The organism is SAR324 cluster bacterium (assembly GCA_015232315.1).
Taxonomy (GTDB): Bacteria; SAR324; SAR324; order SAR324; family NAC60-12; genus JADFZZ01.
The window spans coordinates 22,487-37,603 of record JADFZZ010000027.1 but is presented as its reverse complement, the minus strand read 5'-3'; the positions used below and the strand labels follow the sequence as shown (position 1 = coordinate 37,603).

General features: G+C 48.4%; 12 protein-coding genes. 4 read left to right on the top strand and 8 right to left on the bottom strand.

Annotated elements, in window-relative coordinates:
- Positions 1-6: 6 nt before the first annotated feature.
- Positions 7-216, bottom strand: coding sequence for a sulfur carrier protein ThiS (thiS, locus tag HQM11_15975; protein MBF0352530.1), 210 nt, complete (start codon positions 214-216; stop codon positions 7-9).
- A gap of 1 nt (position 217) precedes the next feature.
- Positions 218-754: a polymer-forming cytoskeletal protein gene (locus HQM11_15970; GenBank protein MBF0352529.1), complete on the bottom strand. Its 537-nt coding sequence runs from the start codon at positions 752-754 to the stop codon at positions 218-220.
- Positions 755-1,174: 420 nt separating this feature from the next.
- Between HQM11_15970 and HQM11_15965 the strand changes: the two genes are divergently transcribed.
- Together HQM11_15965 and HQM11_15960 are read left to right on the top strand one after the other, a co-directional pair.
- A complete protein-coding gene (locus HQM11_15965; GenBank protein ID MBF0352528.1) occupies positions 1,175-2,614 on the top strand; it encodes a proline--tRNA ligase in 1,440 nt (479 codons plus the stop codon).
- 2 nt (positions 2,615-2,616) lie between these two features.
- Complete coding sequence (locus HQM11_15960; GenBank protein ID MBF0352527.1) at positions 2,617-4,890, top strand: hypothetical protein; 2,274 nt, start codon at positions 2,617-2,619, stop codon at positions 4,888-4,890.
- A 54-nt stretch (positions 4,891-4,944) separates the two neighbouring features.
- Here HQM11_15960 and modC read toward each other — a convergent pair whose 3' ends face one another.
- The 6 genes from modC to HQM11_15930 form a co-directional block, all read right to left on the bottom strand.
- Positions 4,945-6,012 (bottom strand): molybdenum ABC transporter ATP-binding protein, encoded by a 1,068-nt coding sequence (modC, locus tag HQM11_15955; GenBank protein MBF0352526.1) that lies wholly within the window; start codon positions 6,010-6,012, stop codon positions 4,945-4,947.
- Positions 6,009-6,689, bottom strand: a complete 681-nt coding sequence (gene modB / locus HQM11_15950; protein MBF0352525.1) for a molybdate ABC transporter permease subunit — start codon at positions 6,687-6,689, stop codon at positions 6,009-6,011. Before modB ends, modC begins: the two co-directional genes overlap by 4 nt.
- The gene (gene modA / locus HQM11_15945; GenBank protein MBF0352524.1) at positions 6,686-7,456 is read right to left on the bottom strand and encodes a molybdate ABC transporter substrate-binding protein; all 771 of its coding nucleotides are present in this window, start codon (positions 7,454-7,456) and stop codon (positions 6,686-6,688) included. Before modA ends, modB begins: the two co-directional genes overlap by 4 nt.
- A 231-nt stretch (positions 7,457-7,687) precedes the next feature.
- Positions 7,688-8,500 carry an MBL fold metallo-hydrolase gene (locus tag HQM11_15940; GenBank protein ID MBF0352523.1) on the bottom strand — a complete coding sequence of 271 codons (813 nt, stop codon included), beginning with the start codon at positions 8,498-8,500 and terminating at the stop codon, positions 7,688-7,690.
- Positions 8,501-8,507: 7 nt separating this feature from the next.
- Complete coding sequence (locus HQM11_15935) at positions 8,508-10,043, bottom strand: SpoIIE family protein phosphatase (GenBank protein ID MBF0352522.1); 1,536 nt, start codon at positions 10,041-10,043, stop codon at positions 8,508-8,510.
- A gap of 122 nt (positions 10,044-10,165) precedes the next feature.
- Positions 10,166-13,435 carry a SpoIIE family protein phosphatase gene (locus tag HQM11_15930; GenBank protein MBF0352521.1) on the bottom strand — a complete coding sequence of 1,090 codons (3,270 nt, stop codon included), beginning with the start codon at positions 13,433-13,435 and terminating at the stop codon, positions 10,166-10,168.
- 212 nt (positions 13,436-13,647) lie between these two features.
- On the opposite strand from HQM11_15930, the gene HQM11_15925 reads away from it, so the two are divergent.
- Together HQM11_15925 and HQM11_15920 are read left to right on the top strand one after the other, a co-directional pair.
- The gene (locus HQM11_15925) at positions 13,648-14,622 is read left to right on the top strand and encodes a P-loop NTPase (GenBank protein ID MBF0352520.1); all 975 of its coding nucleotides are present in this window, start codon (positions 13,648-13,650) and stop codon (positions 14,620-14,622) included.
- Entirely contained in the window at positions 14,619-15,107 is a 489-nt protein-coding gene (locus HQM11_15920) for a hypothetical protein (protein MBF0352519.1), read from the top strand. Before HQM11_15925 ends, HQM11_15920 begins: the two co-directional genes overlap by 4 nt.
- Positions 15,108-15,117 lie beyond the last annotated feature (10 nt).

The window sequence follows — 15,117 nt, the reverse complement described above, 5'->3', positions numbered from 1 at the left end:
ATGTTGTCAGCCTCCCTGGGTGGCATGTACGACATCAATCCGGTCTTGATCCTGCAACTGGCACCCGGACCAATTTTTTCTGGGAATCACTTCATCATTCACACAGACGGCAATGCCATGTTCGAGAGACACAAGAGGGAGCGTTTTGAGCAGTTGATGCAGAGTGAAATGTGCAGGAACCTCATGTTTTTGTCCGTTGAGGAACACACTCCGCATATCATTTCCTGGAAACGGGAGCAGCTTTCATTCCTGCGTGAGAAACATTTCTGGCGGCTTCATTGACAAAATCTTCAAGCATTCTGCTGTCGTCGGGAGCCTCAAGCAGAGTTTTTGACGGCTCCGCGGATGACGATGATGAAAATACCAGGCATTGACCTTCGATGATCGCGCCTTCATGCACCACCATACAACCGCGTGGAGTGGTCACATTTCCGACGATATAGCCTTGACTCAAAACCTCGAGATGTTCCGATGTGAATAAATTGCCTTCAATTTTACCATTGACAACCACTTTGGCCGCACGGACCGTGGCGATAATCAAGGCGGAGGGGCCAATCGTGATTTCACTTTCACAATCAATAGTTCCCCGGATTTCACCATCAATCCGGATCGGACCACCGCAACGCAGCTTGCCCTCAATTTTCATTCCGCTTCCGACATAGGTGGGGGTGGCACCTTTGATAAATTCGGGTCGTTTTTTACCAAACAAGGGGGTCTCCTTGATTTGACTGAAAAAATTAAAAAAATGTTTCATTCCATCCGTTGAAACAAACATTCATGAAAACCACGGTTTTTTTATTATAAAACGTGAGTTCGGGATAAGAAATTAAAGCGAATTAAATCCGCATTGCCCCCCCCCAAGCCTCCCTCAAAGGGGGATTCTCTCGGTGGATTGCTTCATAATTCCCCCTTGGAAGGGGGTTAGGGGGATGTCTATTCCATGATAATCCTTATTCCGAACTCACGTTATAAAAGTCTGTTGACCATAATAAGTGTTCCTTGCGTTATCAAGATTATTTTCTCCCTCAGAATCAACGGCATCTGACCCTGTTGAGGGTTTTTGCCTGCTAACAAAGAGCTTGAGACTATAAAATGTGACTAGTAGTGTCTGGCTTGGAAAATCCTGAAATTCAATCCTTTTATTATTTTTTCAAACCCCTTGGAGTGTGTTCGTATGGCCAAAAACATTACCCCGCGTAAAGAAAATTATTCACAGTGGTATCTTGATGTGATCAACGCCGGACAACTTGCCGATTATGCCCCGGTCAAAGGATGCATGGTGATTCGCCCCACAGGGTATGCGCTTTGGGAATCCATGCAGGCACAACTTGATCGGATGTTTAAGGAAACAGGCCATGTGAATGCTTATTTTCCGTTGCTGATTCCTCAAAGTTTTATGGAAAAAGAGGCCCAGCATGTGGAAGGTTTCAGTCCGGAGTGTGCGGTCGTGACCCATGGCGGCGGCAAAAAACTTGAAGAACCACTGATGATCCGCCCAACCTCTGAAACCGTCATCGGCCACATGTATTCCCAATGGGTTGGCAGTTACCGGGACCTGCCAGTTCTGATCAATCAATGGTGCAACGTGATGCGTTGGGAAAAACGTACCCGCTTGTTTCTACGAACTTCTGAATTTTTATGGCAGGAAGGACACACTGCGCACGAAACCTTTGAGGAAGCACAGGAGGAAACGTTGCGTATGCTGGAAATCTATCGCCAGTTTCAGGAAGAATATCTGGCAATTCCTGTCATCAAGGGGCAAAAATCAGAATCTGAAAAATTTCCGGGAGCGGTTTCAACCTATACGATTGAAGCCATGATGCAGGATGGGAAAGCTCTGCAAAGCGCAACTTCCCACAATTTGGGACAAAATTTCGCAAAGGCGTTCAATATTCAGTATCTGGATCGGGAAAACCAGCAGCAGTATGCCTGGACCACCAGTTGGGGCTGTTCCACCCGGATGATCGGCGGGTTGATCATGACCCATAGCGATGATGACGGATTGATCGTCCCCCCCAGAATCGCGCCTGTTGCGGTGGTGATTGTGCCAATTTTCACCAATGATGAAGAAAAAGCCAAAACCCTTGAATTTGCGGATGCTGTCGCACAGCGATTGCATGGAGTGCTGGACAAACTGAGAGTCAAAGTGGACACCCGTGATAATTTACGTCCGGCTGACAAGTTCTTCCACTGGATCCAGCAAGGTGTTCCCTTACGGATCGAAATAGGGCCTCGTGATGTTGAAAAACAGGCAGGCATGATTGCCCGTCGTGACAAACGGGAGAAAGTTTCCGTTCCCCTGGACGCCATTGCTGACAAAGTCAAGGAACTGATGGAAGCAATTCACCACAATCTTTATCAGCGAGCCATGACATTCCGGCAGGAAAACACCCATACTGTCAGCAGTTACGATGAATTCAAACAGGTCATCGACTCCCGGGGAGGATTCATCCGCGCGCATTGGAATGGTTCCAGTGCGATTGAAGAAAAAATAAAAGAGGAAACAAAAGCCACAATTCGTTGCCTGCCCTTCACAGAGCAACCTGTTCCAGGCAAATGCATCGTGACGGGTGAACCCTCTAAACAGGAAGCCATTTTTGCCATAGCGTATTGAACATGACACGATACATCCGCAATAAAAAAGACGAGGAAGTGATTATTATTTCCCAAAAAAATGAACCCAATGAAAACAGTACAGGGATTCATCAGACGCATGACAGTGCTGAAGATGCTGAAGACCTGTCCTTCTCGGAAGATGATTCGCTACAAGTCAAAGGAACTCCGGCAGATAAAAGTGGTCATGAGCTGGAATCAGATCATGACTTTGAGTCAGGCTCCTGGGACGCGGATCATGAAACGCCAGCAGAAGATACACAGGCGGACACAGAAACCACTTATTTCGAAGAAGCTGAAGACCTTGAGACTGAATCCGTTTCGCCCTTAACGGAAAATCTGGAACAGGTTGAAGCGGACCTGAGTGAGGCGGATGATCGTCCCTTCATGGCAAAAGCTCATGATTATTTTCGGGAACTTGAAGATTATTTCATGACACAGATTTCTGATGAGTCTGAGGGCATGGCCGATGCGGGTATGCCTGACATCACCACTGAAGAAGGGCTGGTTTTCGGGCTTTACAGCGTCAAGGAGGCGGTGATTTTATGTGAGTTTCTACAGGAATATCTGGATCAACTGCCCAAAGATCAGCTTCATGAAATTCAAAAAATCTTCTCTTTTTTCAACGATCCCGAGGAAATGCTGACAAAATTGAAGCTGTTATTCACCGGGGATATCAAGGTTAAGGAGAAAATTGTCAGGATTTACGCTTCGAAGGCCCTGAGTACATACCGGGTGACTCGCAGTATTCTGGAAAACACGGAACTTTTCACTTCGCTGGCGCCCGCAGACGCACAAAAAAACAGGGAAAACCTGGTGGCTCAGGCAGAAGAATCACTTAAAAAAATCAAAAATCTCCTGCCCAGATCCATTCAGTCTTCCATGACCTGGAGCCGTAAAACGCTTTATGGAAATACGGTACAGCTCATGTCTCTTGAATCGCCCTTGTTTGGTGAAAATCTGAACCTGGCCCTGCTGTCCGAACGTTACAGGGAACTGATTTACTGGTTACTCGGAAATCCGCATATCCTCCTGTACCTTCGCTGGAAACATCGATATCTCGCCTGGTGGCTGACCGATACACTCTATGAACAGGACTGTCGTAATATCACCAAAGGTGTGTCAACAACACCGCAGTATGCTATTTTCAAAGTCGATGCCTATCAGCAGGCAAGAGAACTGTTCAAGAAACTGAATGCCTCGGATCAGCAGTTTCCGGCACAACTGGAAATGAAATCAACCCATTATTCCCTGTTGAAATCTCCGCAAAACTATAAATCTGTCAAGGAACCCCTGCTTCAGCAGGCAAGAACCGCTGAAAAAGAATGGCTGGAGGGCTTGACATTCAATCAGTTGACCACGCTGGCCGCCGCCGTTCATAAAAGCATCACATCCGCACGTAAAGCCCGGCAGATCCAGGACAATCAGCTACCTCCCGCCACAGGACTTAGAACCGCTGATCTGGAAAGCGACAATCAAACTGAAAAAGACAACATGGCCAGGACCGTCCAGGTGCATATGGATGATGTCAAAGAAAAAGGTTCCAGACTTTCGGGATTCATGAACACCTTAACCAGGCTGGTTCAGAAATTCAAAATTTTTCCGGATGAGCCGGAATCCGCGCTCAAACCGCAAAAGAATGAACTGGACGAAATGGAACATCTGGCAAAAACGCTCGATCCGGTGTCAGCAGACTGGTATGGCTATGGTCGGGAATTCAAAAGCACCATCTATGAACCCAAGATCCCGAATCTACAAAAAAACTTCTTTGATCAGGCCAGTCTGAAACTCTATCTGTATGACGATTATATCAATTGTGTCAAAGCGGCCCTCGATTATTATTCGGATCTTGGCTATGCCAGGCTTGTGACCCATAAAATTACGGTCAAGATGTCAGGTCGGGAGTCCATGAAAGAGTTGGACGAGATTGGCATCTATCTGAAAACAGGCAAAGATCAGTTTCTGGTGTTGGGCAAAGCTCCCTTTGATAAATATGCTCAACCGGTTCCTTATTTTCAGCTATATCGAACCAATCCCATCAAAATTTATACAGGAACTTCACAAAATGTGGATTTTTCCAGAACAGTGAATAAAACCAGGTATGAACTGGAAAATATTGAAATTGCCAGTCAGCTCAGGCCCCTGGTATTTCAGGCAATGATTGATGTGATCGAGAGTTTCCCACCGGAACTTTACAAAAAGTTCAAAAAATTTCAGGACCGTCTGCGTGATTTTGTCAGCCAATATGAAAAAGTTGAAAAAGAAAAAACGGTGTAGTGCCGCGTTTTCCATCAATATGCCGCAGTCGCAATTCAAACAGTCACTCAATGCTCACATCAACAAAGCGACACTCTTCACCTGAGCGTACACCGCCACTCCCGGTTTCAGACCGAGATCATCAGTAGATTTGCGGGTAATTCGCGATAACAAGGGGACGGAGCCCACATTCAAGCGTACAGTGATCTGTGCTTCGCCCTCCTCCGCAAGTTGCTCCACTGTGGCCGGGAAGATATTGAGGATGCTGGTTTTGCTCTGTGGTTCCAGGGTAAGGCTAACATCCCGGGCCAATACCTGGAGACGCACTTGACTTGCTACGGGGAACGGTTTGCCTGTTACGGCGAATCGACCACCGGGAAAATCGATGTACGTGAGGCCGTAGGCCTTATCGTGTCCAGCGACCACGGCGTCGATCACCGTCTCCGCATCTGGTTCGTGAGCCAATGCCAGATCGAGACGGGAGAACAGTTCATTAACCCGCCCTGAAGCCTTGACCCGCCCCTCCGCCAACAGCACCATATGATCTGCCAGTCGTGCGACTTCCTGGCGGGAATGGCTGACGTAAAGCACCGGGATCTCTAACTCACGGTGCAGTGATTCCAAATAAGGCAGAATCTCCTGTTTGCGTTGCGTGTCGAGTGCGGCCAGAGGTTCATCGAGCAACAGCATGGCGGGGCTGACTGCCAGTGCACGGGCTATGGCAACGCGTTGCTGCTCACCTCCGGATAACTGATGAGGTCTACTCTCAAGCAGGTGCCCGATACCCAGTAGTTCAACCGCGCGTTCGAGCGACACCTTTCGTTGTCGGGCTTCAAGACGCTTGAGACCGTATTCAATATTGCGCCGAACATCGAGATGCGCAAACAGGCTGGGTTCCTGAAAAACATATCCAAGTTGTCGGCGATGCGGTGCCAGGAATTGCCCGGGGTCTTGCCATATTGCGTCGCCAACCTTGAGATAACCGCCCGGCGATCGCTCCAATCCAGCGATGGCCCGTAGCAACGTGGTCTTGCCGCAGCCGGAAGGTCCGAACAGTGCCGTGACACCGCGCCTGGGGATTGCGAGATCCACATCCAGCAAGAAATTCCCCCGGTCAATCCTGAAACGTGCTTCGATAGTCATGATTGTATCGCCGTGAAACGTTTATTGACGACATAGACTACCATCAACAGAGAGAAAGAAAGGAGCAGCAGCCCACCGGAAATCCAGTGCGCCTTGGTATATTCCAGCGCTTCCACATGATCATAGATGGCAATGGAGATCACTTGCGTTTGGCCCGGGATATTCCCGCCAATCATCAGCACTACGCCGAATTCCCCCAGGGTGTGCGCGAAGCCAAGAACGGCGGCGGTCAAAAAGCCGGGACGGGCCAGTGGCACAGCAACGGTGAAAAAACGATCCAGGGGCGAGGCCCGCAGGGTGGCGGCCACTTCCAATGGCCTGCGGCCAACGGTGGTAAAGGCATCCTGCAGAGGCTGGATGACGAAGGGCATGGAATAGAATACCGACCCGATAACCAGCCCTGTAAAGGTAAAAGCCAGCGGGCGGCCACCCAGCATCTCCATGAGTCTGCCAATTGGTCCGTGTGGACCCAGTGCGACCAGCAGATAGAAGCCGAGCACGGTCGGCGGCAACACCAGCGGAAGCGCTACTACGGCCTCCAGCAGAAACTTGAAACGCCAACGGCTGCGTGCCAGCCACCAGGCGATGGGCGTGCCAATCATCAACAGAATCAGTGTGGTGACTGCCGCCAGCTTTAGCGAAGTGGCGAGCGCCGTCAGATCGTGTTCATTGATCATTCAGGTGTCCCGTAACCATAGTTTTGAATGATTTTGCGCACCGGTTCGCTCCTGACGAAACTCAGAAAATCACGTGCCACAACATTATTTTTCAATAACACGGCCTGTTGCTCGATAGGGTCATAGAACGATTGAGGCGGCGCCCAGTAAGAGCCTGTGATGGTAGCACCCGGTTTCTTGACCTGCGAGAGGGCGACGAATCCCAATTCAGCATTACCGCTTATGACAAACTGGTAGGTCTGGCCGATATTTTCGCCGCGCACCATCCGGTTTTGCAGGGTTTCCCAGGCTCCTTTTGCCTGGAGCACCTGCTCCGCCGCATTTCCGTAGGGTGCGAGTTTCGGGTTCGCCAGAGCCAGGTAGCGAAACCGGCCACTGTTCAGCACCTCACCTCTGGCATCCACCAAATCCTCAGTCGGACTCCACAGCAACACCTTGCCGACAGCATAGGTGAAGCGGCTGTCCGGCTGTGCGACACCCTCCTCTTCAAGCAACTTCGGTCGTTCGACATCGGCAGCGAAAAAGGCATGAAACGGTGCTCCGTTCTTGATCTGCGCGTAGTGCTTCCCGGTTGATCCGAAAGCCAGCGTGATCTGGTGGTCAGTTTTTTTCTCAAAGGCCTGAGCGATCTCTTTGATTGCGTCAGAGAAGTTACTCGCTACCGCAACTCGTAGCTCGTCGGCATAAGCCGGTCGGTTGCACAACAGCACGAGTCCGGCGAACGCCAGCACGCGCAAGGTTACAAGAGAAAATCGTGTTCTCTTCATGATGTCTCCTGGTTTGTTTTCACGCCAACATATCAGGGCTGTTCATTTCTCCTTGTTTTGAGCGTCAACCGGATGGTAGGCGGGGATTACATGCCCCGCAAACGCCAAAATCGTATTTTTGACGGGCACGTAGTCCCGTCCTACCATAGAAGTGAACAGCCCAGGCCAACGAATAAGAAGTCTGGGATTGAAAATTAAATAAGATCCGATGATTCCCCGGTTCAACAGGAATTAGAATTTCAGTGGAATGCCAATTTCTGGAATTTTGAGGTCAATCTTCGGAAAAGATTTACGGATTATTGTGGTAAATCCTTCCAGATCCTGTTTGGGCAGCATGGGTGTTTTTCCCTGAACAGGTTTTGTGAAATCATCAAAATGAATCGGGATGACAACCTGAGGTTGAACGATCTCAATCAGCTTTTGAGGATACTCCGCAACACGTTTCCAGCCGGGAACACATAGAAACAGAACATCACAGCGATGCCCCTCCAGCGTTTCCGGGATGAAATGTGCGGAACTCACAGCCATGAGCGTCAGTTCCGGCATCACAATTTTCGGAATGAAAACCAACCCATGACGATAATCTCTGGTTCTCCAGGGAAGATTTGCCGGAATATTTTCACCCGGATAGGGAACTCTACCCAGAATCACCAGTCCATGTCGGGATCGAATCATGGTCACAGTGATGTCATTGGTCAGAGCCAATGTTTCATTTCCATGGCAAATGGTCACACGGTCATAGGCCTCCACCATTTCCAGGATAGTGGCGAGACTGTCAGAGCCAACCACAGGTCCCTGAATATGCGGAAGCAGTGACGGAATATCCAGCACATGATCAAAATGGGTATGCGTGACAATCAAGGCTGAAGGTGACGATGGAAGTTGCCCCAGATAGCGGGTGATGTTATCGGTGTCCGGATGCAGTTTACAAAATGCGACCTTCCATTTATTCAATCTGGAAAGATACGGATCAAGCAGGACAAGCTGTTCGTTGTATTGAATTTCAAGGCTGGCAGTACCCAGCCATGTTACGGATGTGGACATAGGATCTCTACAGAATTTCCAGGGCGACCATGGTACAGTCATCGGCCATGCCATCTCTTCCGGAAAATCGCAGGCATTCGTCATAAATCAGGTCCAGGAGTTCATTCAGCGGTGTGTCCTTGTTGGACTTTACCAACGCAAGGAGCCGTTCTTCGCCAAACATTTCCCCTGTCTCATCAGCAATTTCCATGATCGCGTCGGTATACAAAAGCAACCGGTCTCCCGGATTGAACTGAAATTCTTTTTCTTTGTAATTGGTGATTTCATTGGGGAATGGCCCCAGAAAAATTCCATCCGTGTCCAACTCAAAATGCTCATCGGTTTCGCCACGGAAAACATAGGCGACATTGTGTCCGGCATTGGTGAACAGGAGTGATTGCTCATCAGCGTCATAAATCGCGTAAAACATGGTGGCAAATTTATCATCTCTTAATTTTCCGTGCAGATAATGATTGGTGAGATCCATGACCAGTTTGGTGGAAGAAGGAACCGTTAAAGCGTTATTGGTAAAGATCCCTGACACCATGAATGAGATCAGCGCCGCTGGAACGCCGTGCCCGGTGACATCCGCGATCATGATGCCGAACCTGTTATCTTCCAACGGGAAAATATTATAAAAATCACCACCGATCTGGTCCATCGGCACATACTTGGCCGCCAGTCTGGCTCCCGGGATTTCAGGAAGTTTGGTGGGCAACAAAACTTTCTGGGTTTCTCTGGCCTGATTCAGTTCATAAATCATGGCAAGTTCCCGTTTTTTACGTTCGGCGAGTTCCAGTTGAAGCCTGCGGTTGAAATGAATCATACGCACATGGTTTTTGATACGCGCCATGATTTCTTCCCTTGAAAAAGGCTTGGTCAGATAATCATTGGCTCCGGCATTCAGGGCGTCCAGCACCACAGAACGTTCGCCTACAGCAGTCAGCAGAATGAACGGAATATCATCACGATTGAGTTCTGTGCGAACATATTTGCAGACTTCAATGCCATCTTTTTTGGGCATGATATAATCGGAAATAATCATATCAATGGGTTGACGATTCAGAATTTCGATGGCTTCTTCCCCGTTGACACAGCCAAAGGTAGTCGCGCCTACAGATGACAAGGTGCGGAGGATGATGGAACGGACCGTGGAAGAATCATCCGCCACCAGAATATTGATGTTTGTCAGATCCTGCTCCTTTCGGAACATGGTCTTGACATAATTCATCAATTTCCCGTCAGGAAACGGTTTGAAAAAAATTTCCGCGGCTCCGGCATCAAAGGCATGATTGATCGCTTCATCTTCTGTGCTGGAGGTGATCACAATTACGGGGATATGCGACAATTCAGGGGTGTGACGAATTTTCATGATCAGGCTGTTGTTGTCATTGCCTTTCATGATGAGTCCCATGGTGATCAGATCAGGAACATACTTTAAAACCTGGTTGAAGCCTTCCTCTCCATTTTCCGCTTCAAAGAACTGAGCATCCGGGAGTGACGAAAGCTCTCGTTTGATAAAAGTCCGAGCCACACGGCTCCCATCAATAATCAGAATTTTCATAATTGTTTCCCTGCTAAAATATTTGACATGGATGTCCGCTTGTCAGTGACGCTTTTTTCATAACCTGAAACGAGTTCTTATCACAAGTGCTTTATGTGTGCGCTTCCCGCATCGGGGATAAATCAGTGGATCTTTGCCACAATCAACGTGATGTCATCTTCTTGTGGAAATGCGCCGCAATGAGCTTTTACGCCTTCCACGATACGGTCCCTGATCTGATGCGCTGTCAAGCCCGCACAGTTCTGAATGATCTGTTTGAGTCGTCTTTTCCCGAACGGTTCCCGGTCGGCATTGCTGTTTTCTACCAGACCATCGGTATACCAGATGATCACATCATTTGACTCCAGTTCCTGTGTCTGTATGTCAAAATGTTTGCCGGCTTCATAACCGAGATACATACTGCGGATACTGATTTCCAAAAAAGGCTGAAACACCGCGATTCCCTTGCGTAAAATCTTAAATTTACCGGGTCGCCAGATGATGCAGGGTGGGTGGCCCGCACTGGAAAACACCATGATATTGCGCTCCAGATCAATCACTGAATAAAAAAATGTCATGTTGTAGAGTCCTCTGGTGGCAGTGAACAATACGTTGTTCAGCATTTCGACATAATAAGTGGGATGCCACAGATAGGAATCAGGTTGATGGAGTTCTTTCAATCGTTTCCGCTGTTCTGAAACCGAGGCATACACACTGTCCGCCATGGCTGTGATCAGTGCCGCGGCAACCCCATGCCCGGTCACATCGCCAATCAAAATATCCAGCGTTCTGTTTTCAGGATGATGGCGGTAACTATACCAGTCGCCGCCAGTTTCAGCGGCTGGACTGTAATAACTGGCAATTTCCAGCTCTTCGAGTGAAGGATCCTGTTTGGGAATCAGCAATTCCTGCACCGTTTGGGCTGTCTTGAGTTCCATGCCCAGACGTTCTGACTCCCGCAGAGTATCCACCGCTTCCCTGAAACGGATCTGTGTCTGAATTCGGGCAATGAGTTCATCCCGATTGAAGGGTTTTGTGAGATAATCATTGGCCCCGGCACGTAGGCCTTCAATCATGTCTTCTGTTTGTGTTTTCGCGGTCAAAATCAGAATCGGCATGGTTGCGGGATCCATCGTTTTGCGAATTTCACGACAGACTTCATAGCCACTCATTCGCGGCATCATCAAATCCAGCAGAATCAGATCCGGCACTTGAGTCTTGATGGACTGGAGTGCTTCCACACCATCCCAGGCGACCCTGATCTGAAAGGGGAGATCACTCAAATGACTCTTGAGTACCTGCACATTGATAGGTTCATCATCCACAATCAGAATGGTTCTGTTTCCTGACTCCGGATTATGTTCCTTCAACTGAATCTGCGGGATAAGAAGGGAATCCGGCGATAACTCTTTTTGTGGGGGGGGCGGCATTCCGGGAATTGCTTTCCAGTTGTTTTTCTGTTCTTCGGTCGCTAACGGCAGGGTGAACGTGAAGGTCGAACCCTTGTTGACCTCGCTTTCCACTTTCAATGTTCCGCCAAGCAGTTCCACCAATTGCCGGCTGATTGAAAGACCAAGGCCTGTGCCCCCGTATTGCCGTGAAATGGACCCATCCACCTGATCAAACGCCTTGAAAATATCTTTTTGTTTTTCCCGCGGAATCCCGATTCCTGTGTCTGTGATATGAATCACCAGAAATGGAGAAATGACCTGATGCTGAATCATGATGGAACCTTCATCCGTGAATTTAATGGCATTTCCCACAAGATTCATCAGGATCTGTTCCACCCGGTTTTCATCGCCCCAGACCAGCGGCATCAACCCCTGCATGGTGTGATGTAACTTGACCTGCTTGTGACTCAGAAGCGGTGAGAGAATGGAGATCACCGTGTCCGTGATACTGCGGACATCTACAGGTTTGAACTGAAGCATCAATTCCTGATGTTTCATTTTTGAAAAATCCAGCAGATCATTCACCAGACTGGACAGACGCTTGCCACTCTGGATGATCATTTTCAAATTCTGGACAACTTCATCCTTTTTTTCAAACTGATTGAGAAACAGCATGGATTCACTGAGACCGATGATTCCATTCAACGGAGTCCGGAGTTCATGAGACGTGTTTGCCAGAAACTCATCCTTGAGTTGATCCGCGCGTTGCAGACTGTCAATGGCCACTTTCTGTGCTTCAAGCGCTTCTTTTTGCAATGTTTTGATCCGGTCAGCCAACCCCAGCGACAGTAGAACAGCCTGAGTGAGAAAACCTGTGAAGGCGCCCCAGGTGGTGATCAGATTGTAGGGCAGAATGCCGAAATTGGCCAAAATGAGCGTCACTCCGCCCAGCATGAAGCCAAACCCGGCTATGGCGTAAAAAAAAGACTGTCGATTCCGTTTCCAGAGGCCATAAAGAGTGATGATTGTCGCGACTCCCAAGGCCATGAACGCAAACAGAATGGACGTTTGCAACGTGGGAAAATATGGCGTGAACGGAGAAATCACCAGGCCTGCGATGGCTGAGGCCATGATCACTTTCACAACATTATCCAGGACTGGTGAAAGTTCCTTGATGTTGATAAACGAACGGCTGAATTGCAACCCGAGAAAAACGAGCAGACACAACAGAAATGGCCGGCTGATATTTTCCAGTTCTGGTGTATGAAACGCAATAAATTGAGACAGGGATCCATCAATGGTCAGACTGAACAGAATGATGCAGGCCAGCATCAGTGAATAGTCACGATAGGTTTGATCCCGTGTGCCCGCAAACAACAGGCAGTTGTATATCAGAATGATCACCATCGCCCCATAGTAAAACCCCAGAATGACATAATCGAGCAACATGTATTTGGTAAACGCTCTGGGCTGATAGAGCGTCAAGGGCAGGATCAACGAATCTCCGGAGTCGATGCGCATGTAACAGGTGAGCGGTTTTTTGGGGGGAACTTTTATTGAAAAGGCGTAGTTGCGATAGGGAATTTCACGCTGATGAAACGGTTGGTTGCTGCCAGAGTGTTTGACTTCATAGCGCAGGGGATTTTCCGGGGAGGGCACATAGAGATCCACGCCTCTCACCCGTGGATAGCTGAACAGCAATACTCGATCAACCGTTGTGTCCTCAGGATTGAGCAGTGTGAATCGCAACCAGAAAGAAGACGTGGTGAAACCGAGACTTGGAGCATCATTCTCTGACCGCACAAACTCGTTGGAGGCAAGAACCTCTTCCTGCGTGAGTTTCCCTGAAATATCTTCGAGGATGCTCATCTGCTGACCCAGCCCATTGATTTCCATAGCCTTATCAAGAACGAGAACAGGTTCCTGTGCCATCAGCAGGGGAAGCCCCTGACAAAACAGCATTATTCCGATTACCAGGCCAGTCAATGATTGTATTTTTCCTGTGAGTAGTCCCTGTTTCACTGAAGCCCCCCGGTCTTCATCGCAGTCATAATATCATTTTGTTTTTATTTGGAATCCTCTAGGGATATGACATTGATAAATATCGAAAAGCAAGGATAAATTTGAGCGGATGCCAGCGCAAGAATTTCTTTGCTTTTTTTGTTGTCTCCTTATACCTAGATTACAGAAAGCTCAATTGTCAGCATTACGTGAACCTGTAGTTAAAACACACAATGAATCCCACCATTATAGCGGTAGCAAGTGGAAAAGGCGGTGTCGGCAAAAGCCTGATTACCGCGAATCTGGCTATTGCACTGGCAGACATGGGCTATCGAACCATTGCGGTTGACCTCGATCTGGGCGGTTCCAATCTGCATTCCTATCTGGGGTTACCCAACCACTACCCGGGTGTGGGCGATTATCTGCTTTCAAAAACTGAAACACTGGAATCGCTGGTTGTTGCGACAGGAATAGAAAATCTGGGATTTATTCCCGGAGATGCCCGCACGCCCTGCATGGCCAATATTTCTTTTTCAGAAAAAATCCGGCTACTGCTTTCCATCAAATGGTTGAAAGCGGACTATATTTTGCTGGATCTGGGTGGTGGTAGCGAATTCAATACTCTGGATTTTTTTGCGGTGGCGCGCCACAGTTTGCTGGTGACCACCCCGGAATATCCGGCAATCATGAATCTGCTGACGTTTCTCAGAAATTTTCTGTTTCGGGCCTTTGACCGGGAGTTGAAAAAATTCCCAGCGGCATGGGAGCAGTTGCACCATTTCCGCAGTTTGCCCACACGTGCCGGACAATTGACCATTCCGATGATGATCGAACGTCTGGGAGTCACAGACCGCAATGCGGCCGTTGCCGCCAGAAATCTGCTGGAACGTTACCAACCCCGTATTGTGTATAATTTGTGCCTTCTTCCCGAACAATTGGGCATTTGTCACAAACTGAATGAAACCAGTCGAGCCACCCTGGCCATGTCGCTGAGCCATTTTGGCAGTCTGTTTGAAGACCGTCACGCCCGTGAAGCAACCTATCGTTCGGTGCCCTTGCTACGCCATTATCCTGAGAGTACTTTTGCTCGGCGTGTTCAGAAAATTGCTCTGGACATTACGGACAAATGGGACGATGTTACGGCTTTTGGAGCGGATGCTCTGATCGAAGAAACCACATTATATTATCAACAGCTTAAATCGTTATGAGTCTTCACCAAGATTGCAGTCAGTGTAAAAATCCAATGTGCCAGATTACCATTCCGCGATTTCACTTCAAGCATCCCGGAAAAACCAGTATCACCCCTGTGGATGGTCGTCCGGCCCAAAATGCCCTGTTGTGGGATTTGTTTGAATTTGCTCTGGTCCATTGCTTTCAGGTTCAGGATTTCAGAGTCATGCTGTATTACGGCTTATGGGAACACAACATCCCCTTGTTCCTGAGAGAAACCGACGAATTGCCTGTTGAAACAGTGATCAGTTTTTTAAAGCTCACCCATCAGGTTGTTATTAAAATGACCGGAGACTTCAAAAAGTTTTACCATGAATTTTCAGGAATCACTGAAATCACCGACCTCGTTCCCAATATAATCACCATTCTTCAAATGGAATTGCTGGGACTATCTTCGCATTATATCCGCCATCATCAGCAACATCCGGATTTTTGTTACACACTCCGCGATATCACCGGCTAAAAATCAGGAT